At 66.9% G+C, this 8,154-nt stretch carries 9 protein-coding genes and 1 pseudogene; 8 read left to right on the top strand and 2 right to left on the bottom strand.

The genetic code is table 11. The features are described from left to right. Nucleotides 1-257 precede the first annotated feature (257 nt). Complete coding sequence (locus JK364_RS52095) at nt 258-542, top strand: hypothetical protein (RefSeq protein ID WP_201858501.1); 285 nt, start codon at nt 258-260, stop codon at nt 540-542. 16 nt (nt 543-558) lie between these two features. On the opposite strand, the gene JK364_RS56550 is transcribed toward JK364_RS52095, so the two are convergent. Next, a complete protein-coding gene (locus JK364_RS56550) occupies nt 559-1,122 on the bottom strand; it encodes a hypothetical protein (RefSeq protein ID WP_230993867.1) in 564 nt (187 codons plus the stop codon). A 35-nt stretch (nt 1,123-1,157) separates the two neighbouring features. Here JK364_RS56550 and JK364_RS52085 point away from each other — a divergent pair, with 35 nt between their 5' ends. The 5 genes from JK364_RS52085 (at nt 1,158) to JK364_RS52065 (ending at nt 6,432) form a co-directional block, all read left to right on the top strand. After that, the gene (locus JK364_RS52085) at nt 1,158-1,415 is read left to right on the top strand and encodes a hypothetical protein (protein WP_201858500.1); all 258 of its coding nucleotides are present in this window, start codon (nt 1,158-1,160) and stop codon (nt 1,413-1,415) included. A 168-nt stretch (nt 1,416-1,583) separates the two neighbouring features. Next, nucleotides 1,584-3,959 (top strand): DNA topoisomerase, encoded by a 2,376-nt coding sequence (locus JK364_RS52080; RefSeq protein WP_201858499.1) that lies wholly within the window; start codon nt 1,584-1,586, stop codon nt 3,957-3,959. A 600-nt stretch (nt 3,960-4,559) separates the two neighbouring features. Further along, the gene (locus JK364_RS52075) at nt 4,560-4,790 is read left to right on the top strand and encodes a hypothetical protein (RefSeq protein WP_201858498.1); all 231 of its coding nucleotides are present in this window, start codon (nt 4,560-4,562) and stop codon (nt 4,788-4,790) included. Nucleotides 4,791-5,126: 336 nt separating this feature from the next. Beyond that, on the top strand, nt 5,127-5,402 hold the full coding sequence (locus JK364_RS52070) for a hypothetical protein (RefSeq protein ID WP_201858497.1): 276 nt from the start codon (nt 5,127-5,129) through the stop codon (nt 5,400-5,402). A 151-nt stretch (nt 5,403-5,553) separates the two neighbouring features. Next, nucleotides 5,554-6,432 carry a hypothetical protein gene (locus tag JK364_RS52065; RefSeq protein WP_230993866.1) on the top strand — a complete coding sequence of 293 codons (879 nt, stop codon included), beginning with the start codon at nt 5,554-5,556 and terminating at the stop codon, nt 6,430-6,432. A gap of 491 nt (nt 6,433-6,923) precedes the next feature. Here JK364_RS52065 and JK364_RS57885 read toward each other — a convergent pair. Then, a pseudogene (locus JK364_RS57885) lies at nt 6,924-7,311 on the bottom strand (transposase family protein); the annotation flags it as partial. A 34-nt stretch (nt 7,312-7,345) separates the two neighbouring features. Here JK364_RS57885 and JK364_RS52055 point away from each other — a divergent pair. Continuing rightward, on the top strand, nt 7,346-7,747 hold the full coding sequence (locus JK364_RS52055; protein ID WP_201858495.1) for a ParB N-terminal domain-containing protein: 402 nt from the start codon (nt 7,346-7,348) through the stop codon (nt 7,745-7,747). Between the two features lie 50 nt (nt 7,748-7,797). After that, a complete protein-coding gene (locus JK364_RS52050; protein ID WP_201858494.1) occupies nt 7,798-8,109 on the top strand; it encodes a hypothetical protein in 312 nt (103 codons plus the stop codon). The last annotated feature ends 45 nt before the right edge of the window (nt 8,110-8,154 follow it).

Raw genomic sequence — 8,154 nt, 5'->3', positions numbered from 1 at the left:
TTCGACCCCGCGCGGCCGGGAGCTCGGCGTGCCGGTCGCCGGCCCTGCGGCGCAGGCGCCGGGCAATCACGTTCGATCTGTCACTCATCAGGGTGGCGAGAGCCCCCGAAGTGCTGTCACAGAGCCCCTATAGGTACGCGCTGGCCGCGGCCGCGCACCTGTCGGCGGCGCACCTGCCCACCATCCCGAGCTGCTCCCCGTACGCCCCGTGTACGGGGAGCAGCTCTGTTCACCATTGCCAGCGCAGAGGAGACCACATGATCACCATCCACAGGGTGGCGCTCGCCACCCCCGCCACCATGGACGCCGACGCCTACCGGGAGTTCTGCTGGGGCGCCGGCCTGGAGCGCACGGACACCGGCTACGGGCTGCTCCTGGTCTTCGACGACATCGGTGACGAGTTCACCGCGGTCGTCAACGACGTGGAGTACGCGCGGCTCCTGACCCAGATCTCCGGGATCGCCGTGCCCGCCGACAAGGTCACCCACATCCTGCGCAAGTGGCCGGATCTGCGTCCCGAAGCCGCCACTGTCTGGCCCTGACGCGGACCACGCCCGCTCAGGCGGCCGGTCCGGCCGGTTCGCCGCGCAGCAGGTCGGGGCGGGCGTCTGCGAGGGCGAAGGCCCGCTGGAGGGCGGCCACGAGGGCATCATCGACACGGTAGCGCCGTGCTCGTTCGTCCCGCTGAAGGAGCGGGCCGGCGCCGTCCGGGCCGACGCCGCGCTGTGCTGCCTTGATGCTGGTCAGCGTCCCGCCGATCCGTGAGTGCGGGATCGGGTTCGTCGGATGGTGGACGAAGTACTGCTGGACGTCGTCGTAGGAGGCGGTGCCGCCCAACTCGGTGATCCGGCGCAGTACCGCCAGGGCCCCGGGCATCAGCGCCGCGATCAGCTGGAACAGCAGCTGATCCGTCCAGCCGTCGGCGAGGTCGTCGTCGGCGAGGTCCTGCGGGCCGGGGCGCGGATCTGCGGCGGGTGCGTCCGGCCAGGCGGCCTGGACGGCGGCGATCGCCTGTCGTAAGTATCCGTCTCGGTGTCGATCGTCAGCCGCACCCGCGCTTCTCCTGTGACCGATGCCCCATGATCGCCGTCGCCTCGGGTCCTCTGTCCACAGAGGCCCCAATCGACCCCGCTCCGTATGAATGATCAGGACACCACATGGGTCTTCAAGCGCCGCTACCGGAACGAGCAGGAGATCCCCGCGAAGCTCCGGGAAGATGCGTCGACGAGGATCTGCTGATCAAGTTCAGGGGGCAGACCACGCGCAAGCAGGTCGCCGAGGTGGCCGGCGTGCGACCCGTCCGGCTGAAAGAGCTGGAGGAATGCCTGAAGCACCCCGAGGGACTCGAGACGCTCGGCAAGGTGCTGCGGGTGTACTGCGTCCGGCCCGGCGTGGCGATGTCAACTCGGCAATAGCGCTCGGCAGACGAGCGGTGATTACTCGAACAGCGTGCCGGCGCCGGCCTTCTCTGCATGACCCTCGCGCCATTCAGAGCCTTTTCGCCTCCCTTTCGACTCTCATTCAACTGGCCTTTTTGAGTAGACTCGTACTCGTTTCCGAGTCAACGACGAGAAGGAGTCGACATGGTCGCGATAGTGGTCGCAGAGAAGCCGAGCGCGGCGAGGAACATGGCCAGCGCCCTTGGCGGGACGAAGGGCAGTTACAAGGGCACGGCCTACGAAGTGGCGAGCTTGCGGGGTCATCTCTATGAGTTCGCCCAGCCGCACGCGATGGTGGACTCCTCGCTCGCGGATGCCTATCAGAAGTGGGACCTGGGCAACCTTCCGTGGAACCCGCAGGATCTTTCGTGGAAGCGCGAGCCGCAGAAGAACGTCGCAGACGTCATCAAGGCACTGCGTGCGGCGCTCGGCCGCGGTGCCGAGATCGTCATCGCCACGGACCTGGATCCGTCCGGCGAGGGCGACCTGCTCTTCTGGGAGGCGATCGACGAACTCGGCTTCCACGGCAAGAAGTTCAGCCGTATGGAGTTCACCGATGAGTCGAAGGCGTCGATCCAGAAGGCCTTCGAGCAGCGCCGGCCGGTGAAGTCCATGCAGGACGAGGGCGATTACCGCAAGGCGATGTACCGCTCGCAGTGGGACTTCCTCTCGATGCAGTTCACCCGTATCGCCACGGCGATGGGCCGTCACTCCGGTCAGGACCTCGTGCTGCGCCAGGGCCGGCTGAAGTCGGCGATGGTCTCTCTCGTCGGCGACCAGCAGAAGGCTTATGACGCATACGTGAAGAAGCCGTTCTTCCAGAACCGCTTCCGCGACGAGAACGACGTCATGTACACGAACCCGGACGAGCCGCGGTTCGACCAGAAGGGCCAGGTGCCGCAGCAGTACGGCCCCTCCCCTGTCGTCCTGGACAGCAAGGCGGGCAAAAAGACCGCGCCGCCGAAGCTGCTCGACCTCGCTTCCTTGTCCTCGATGCTCATCGGCAAGGGTGTGAAGGCGAACCTGACGCTCTCGACCTACCAGAAGATGTACGAGGACCAGGTCGTCTCCTACCCGCGCACGGAGGACAAGACGATCACGCCCGAGCAGTTCAAGGACCTTGCGCCGCTGGTCGATAAGATCGCCGCCGTGGTCGGCGTCGATGCTGGGCTTCTGACGCACCGCCAGCCGCGGTCCACACACGTGAAGCCCCAGGGAGCGCACGGTGCGAATCGTCCGGGCCTGAAGGTGCCTTCTTCGCTGGACGAGGTCGAGCACAAGTACGGCAAGGCCGGACGGCTCATCTACGAGATGCTCGCGAAGAACTACCTGGCCATGCTCGCCGAGGACTACCTCTACGAGCAGCAGAAGGGCCACGTGGAGAAGTACCCGGGCTTCGTCGGCATCGCCAATGTGCCCAAGAGCCCCGGCTGGCGGGCCGTGTTCGATCCGGACGCCGGCGACGACACGGCCGAAGGCGACGAGAACGAGTCCGGCAAGGGCCTGGGCCGGAACGCGGAGCCGTTCATCTTCGAGGGCGCGAACAAGCGCCCCGAGCATCCGACGATGAAGTGGCTGATGAAGCAGCTGGAGAAGCGCGATGTGGGCACGGGCGCGACCCGTACCTCGACGTATTCCGAGGTCACCAATGGCAAGGCGAGGTACCCGCTGCTGACGGAGAAGGGCCGGAAGCTCAGGCTGGCGCAGGCCGGCGAGATGAGCTGGCGGCTCCTGCCGGGCACGCGCATCGGCGACCTCGGGCTCACCGAGAAGGTCTACGCCGACATGCGCGACATCGCCGCCGGGACGGCGACAGCCGAGGAGCGCCTGGCCGTCGTCGCCGACTGGGTGCGCGAGGACATCGCCACGATGACGAAGAACGCCGCGTCCATGCGCGCCGAGCTGGGCCTGAAAGAGCAGGTGGCCGCTGCGCGCGCCGAGGGTGTGTGGCAGGCCGCTCCGGGTGGGCCGAAGAAGGCCGTCTTCAAGAAGATCTGGTCGGGCCACGAGTTCAGTGACGACGAGGTGGCGAAGCTACTGGCGGGCGAGACGATCTCGTTCGAGGCGAGGTCGAAGGCGGACAAGTCCTTCACGGCCACCGGGGCGCTCGGCGTCGGCGACTTCAAGGGCCGCAAGTTCGTCGGGTTCCAGCTGGAGGTGCCGGACAAGCCGACGAAGTGGTCCGGCCGGACGTTCGCGCCGGCAGAGGTCACGGCGCTCCTGGCGGGCCAGACGCTGGAGATCGACGGCTTTGTCAGCGCGCGGACCGGCAAGACCTTCGGCTGCAAGGTCAGCTGGGACGCGAAGGCGAAGAAGATCGTCCCCGACTTCGGCTCCGGCGACAAGCCGCCACGGTCCTGGTGCCAGCACGTGTTCACGGACGCGGAGCGAAAGGACCTGGCGGCAGGTAAGACCATTCAGGGCACGGGCTTCGTCTCGGCACAGGGCAAGACCTTCGATGCGAAGGTGCGGTGGGCTGAAGAGGGTGGCAAGAAGAAGATCGTCCCCTCGTTCACCTAGGGAGCTGATACCCATAGGGCGCCTGCCGCTGGCTGCCCAGCCGCACCCTGCCTCGGGCGCTATTCTGATCCGTCAAAGCCCGTGAGCCCTGTGCTTTGGCGAGAGGACGTAATGACCACGCCCAACAGGCCGCTTCCCGGTCCGCCCGGAGTTGCCTTCCGTATCTCCCGCGCGGTCGCCCGCGACGGCATATTGAATGCCGCAGAACGGACAGTGCGTGATCAGACCCTCGCTCTTCTCCAGACTCCGCTGCCGGAAGTTGAACTGTCCCTCGTACCTTCCGGCGTGTCTCCGGTCAACCGTGTGGCCGTCTATGAGCCGCTTCTGACGGAGTGCGGCTGGGATGTAGAGATCGCTGACCATCCGGTGCGCGCGCGGTTGGAGGCATTCCATCCGTCGGGTGCCGCCATCATGATCACCGCTGACCTCAGACGGCGCAATGATCATGGTGGCGGCGTCAATCTGTACCTCTTGCGTTCCCCCGGAGACGGCCGGTGGAAGAGTCTCATCCTTACGGCACTTCCGGACCTCGCACGCGATCCCTCACGCCGGGGCGGGACCAGGAAGCGAAAACCGGAGACGAAGTGCAGGTGCGGGAAAGTGAAGTACCCCACCAGGACCCGGGCTTTCGACGTGCTCGCGGAGGCGCGGGGTCGGCTCACCCGGCTTCACGGTCACGCCGCCGAGACCAGAGCCTACCGCTGTGAGGCCGACGACCGGGTGTGGCACCTCACCAGCAAGATCTTCGGCTACGAATACGAGACGCCTTTGGCGAACGCCTACGAACTGGCCGACCAGTACAGGCGGACATCCCGGCGCAAGAACAAGTGACAGTCTGGCCGCTGGAATCCTGGCCGCCTGGTGCCGCTGCTCGCGGCTGCTGTCCGCGTAACGTCCTGACACTATCCGGGGTCCTCTGGATGGGATCGCATTTGGCGCTCCTTCCCCGCTTCAATCTCGTGCGCGCCGACCACCACTCCATCGGTCGGCTGGCATGGGCCGCCGCCCCGCATGGTTCGTCATGTCACTCAGTTCCCTGCCTTCCGCTCTGGGCTGACGGCTATTGGCGGCGGGACGCCTCTCACCGAAGCAGCGTGAGCGCCAGTACTCCGGACCTCGTACGCATCCCCCGCTACGGGCACCTGACGCCGTCGCGGGGGCATGTGGATGGTGCGGCCCCCGGCCAGCTGCCCACATCACCACGGCCGGGCGCTGCCCGATACGGTGATCCGCCGCGCCGGGTCCCGCGCATCTGATGCTGGCTGGCACCTGTACCCCGTTCCGCTGCCGCGGCCGGCCGACGACTACCGCAGGTACGACGTCGAGATCACCGAACTGTGCGTACGCCGCGCCCTGAGCGACGAAGAACACGCCCAGGCCGAGCACCGGCTGCGGGCCCTCCTCCAGCCCCACGTCGCCGCCATCCGGGCCGCTAGTCAGTGAAGTTGAGCACGACGGCGCCTTCGGCCTGGACGTCCGGACAGCGCCAGGCTGTGTCGACGAACAGAACCAAGACGGTGGTAGTAGATTTCCATTGGCGGTAACTTTCTTACCACGTTGGTCAAAGTCTTGGAGGCCCCCCATGCCCTACACCGTGCGTCACGTCGTAACCACCAGGAGGCACCTGCCGACCCTCGCCGTCGGTGCCCGCTCGGAATCCCGGCTCGTGGAGATGGCCACTGACGGCGAGTGGGATCCGACGACGTGCACGCTCTCCTTCGACCTGGGCCCGGACGATCTGCGCGCGCTGGCCGCCGGGCTCGCCGGCAGCAGGTACATCACCGCCCGCTTCGACGCCACCTCTCAACGCCGGAACGTCACCCCGCGAGACGTCTGCGTATATCTCCTGGACGAGGGCGGCGACATCGTGTGCGCGGCCACCGCGGAGGACGCCCCCGATACGGTGAACAAGGAGATCCGCCGGGTCACTGAGGAGATCGAGGCCCTCACCCGGGTGCGGACGTCGCTGATCCAGCGCGGCCACGATCTCGGCACCTCGGACCGGGGCCTCGCCGCCTACGCCAAACTCAGCCACCCGCGCATCGCCACGCTCCACCGCGGCGAGCGCACCGCACACCGGCTGCAAGGAGATGCCATTCAGGCTCTGCACACTGCGGGCATCCCGACAGACGAGTCGGTCCGGGTATACAGCACCACCGACGTCGACGAGATCGACAACCCGGCAGCTCCCAGGACCTGGGTTCCTTCGGTGCGTGTCGGCGTGCACTCCAACGGCGAAGTCCGCCTGGCGACGGGCCAATACCAAACGATCGACCAAGGGCGCGACTGCGTGGCCCTGATCCAGCGCGCCGCCGAGCTGCTGAAGACCGTCCCGACGATGACACTACGGCTGGAGCACAAGTCGAGGCACTCATCCGGGAACGAACACGTGGATTTGCCCGTCTACGTCATCTCGTGGGATTCCCTCCCCGCCATTGATGACGCCCCCGACGACGACCTGCGTCCCGCGTGACCTGGTAATCCCGGTGGGCGCGGGCGAAGGCGAACACGTCGGCACCGCGGCCGCCCTACGTGAAGGACCCGCTGTCCGGCAGGCCCTTCGACACAAGAAGAGTCAGGGCCCACCAACCATGACCGGCGCCAGGCACAGCAGAACGCAGGGCCGGTCCGCACGGCGTTCGCCGGCTGATGGCATCCGGCCCGGCGCAGTACCCGTGTGAAGCGGTCGAGCGGGCGGCGGACCGGCTGCAGCGGGGCCTCAAGATCACCGCCAGGATCCACAGTGGGAGGGCCAGCTACGACGATTCGCCCCCGACCGAATGGGCCGTCACAGCCCCTGAAGGCCGGACGGGGCCGATGACAAAACCGTCAAGAGGCCGGCCCCGACCAGCGCCCGCGCCCACTGACCACCACCGTCCGCACCGGGCCCAGCTGCCCGGTCGACCCAGGAGGATCGCTGAACAAAACTTCAACTAGGTGATCAATTCCAAGGGGTCTGTCTGGTTAGCGGTCGTAGGCGGTCAGTGAGCGGACGGTGGGCTGTCCGGTGTGGCCGTTGTGCCAGATCGCGGCGGTCAGTGCGAGGATGCGCTGCATGACGCGGGCGATCACGCCGTTCGGTGTGCGGCCTCGGTGTTGTTCGAGGTTGAGCTGAGGTCTCGTTGACCGACTCGATGACCTGCCGCAACGGCTTGAACAGCGAGGCGCCGGGCCGTTCCGGCTCGCCCTCGCGGGGCGGCCGCAGCAGCCGGATGTCCTGCTCGGCCAACTGGTGCTCGAAGTGGCGGCCGAAGTAGTTCTTGTCGCCGATCAGCGTCTGTCCGGGTCGGGCGGCCATCAGTTCCGGTTCGGCGGCGAGCAGGTCCAGCAGGGTCTCGCGTTCGTCAGCCTTGACTCTACATACCCACAGTATTAATACTCAGACTATGCAGACGACGCAGGGCATCATCAACCCGCTCGGCCTCGACCTCATCGACGCCACCGCCTACTCCCCCTTTCACGAGGTGCGCGACGAAGAGCACCGCGACGCCATCGCCGCCGACATGCGCAAGCACGGCTGGCGCGGCGCCCCGCTGGTCGTACTGCCCACCTACCTGCTGTCCCTGACGGGCGTACACCGACGCTCCGCCGCCGAACTTGCCGAGCTGGAGGAGATCCCCGGGGTCTCTCTGGAAGACATCTTCGAGGCGTGCGGAATGAACCTGTGGGAGGCGATCAACAGCGATGAGGAGTACATGAACGCCTCGTCCTACTACGACTACAGCCGCGTCATCGCCGACCACCTCCCTGAAGAGGTCATCGAGACCTACGGCCTGGACATGCACTGACTGGCCCTGACCGCCTACAGCCTTGACGACATCTGCTGACGGAGGAACCGATGACCACCCCCACCACCGGCTACGAGGCCGAGCCCACCGACGTCGCCGCCGAGGTCGCCACCCACCTCGACGACATCACCGACCCCACAGAGCGCTACCACCGCGCCACCGCCGCCCAGGCTCACCACCAGGCCGTCGTCGCCGCCCTCCAGACCGAACGCGACAAGGCCCTCGCCGCCCTCAACACCCCGGACGAGGACGGGCGGCGCCTCACCTACCAGCAGATCTCCAAGCAGGTGACCGTCGACCTCACCCCGTCCGGTGTACAGAAGGCCGTCGAGCGCGGACGCAGGGCATTGGACCATACATGACCGGATCGTCTTGCGTGCGGCGCTCCTGCACGCCGTGGGCTGCGG

The organism is Streptomyces endocoffeicus (assembly GCF_016741935.1).
GTDB lineage: Bacteria > Actinomycetota > Actinomycetes > Streptomycetales > Streptomycetaceae > Streptomyces > Streptomyces endocoffeicus.
Note: the sequence above shows the minus strand (reverse complement) of the source record. Positions and strands in the feature narration are given on the sequence as shown.

Excerpts from the sequence above, each read along its gene's own strand:
- JK364_RS52080 (WP_201858499.1), top strand. The coding sequence starts at position 1,584 with ATGGTCGCGATAGTGGTCGCAGAGAAGCCGAGCGCGGCGAGGAACATG.
- JK364_RS52055 (WP_201858495.1), top strand. The coding sequence starts at position 7,346 with ATGCAGACGACGCAGGGCATCATCAACCCGCTCGGCCTCGACCTCATC.
- JK364_RS52050 (WP_201858494.1), top strand. The coding sequence starts at position 7,798 with ATGACCACCCCCACCACCGGCTACGAGGCCGAGCCCACCGACGTCGCC.
- JK364_RS52070 (WP_201858497.1), top strand. The coding sequence starts at position 5,127 with ATGGTGCGGCCCCCGGCCAGCTGCCCACATCACCACGGCCGGGCGCTG.
- JK364_RS52095 (WP_201858501.1), top strand. The coding sequence starts at position 258 with ATGATCACCATCCACAGGGTGGCGCTCGCCACCCCCGCCACCATGGAC.
- JK364_RS52085 (WP_201858500.1), top strand. The coding sequence starts at position 1,158 with ATGGGTCTTCAAGCGCCGCTACCGGAACGAGCAGGAGATCCCCGCGAA.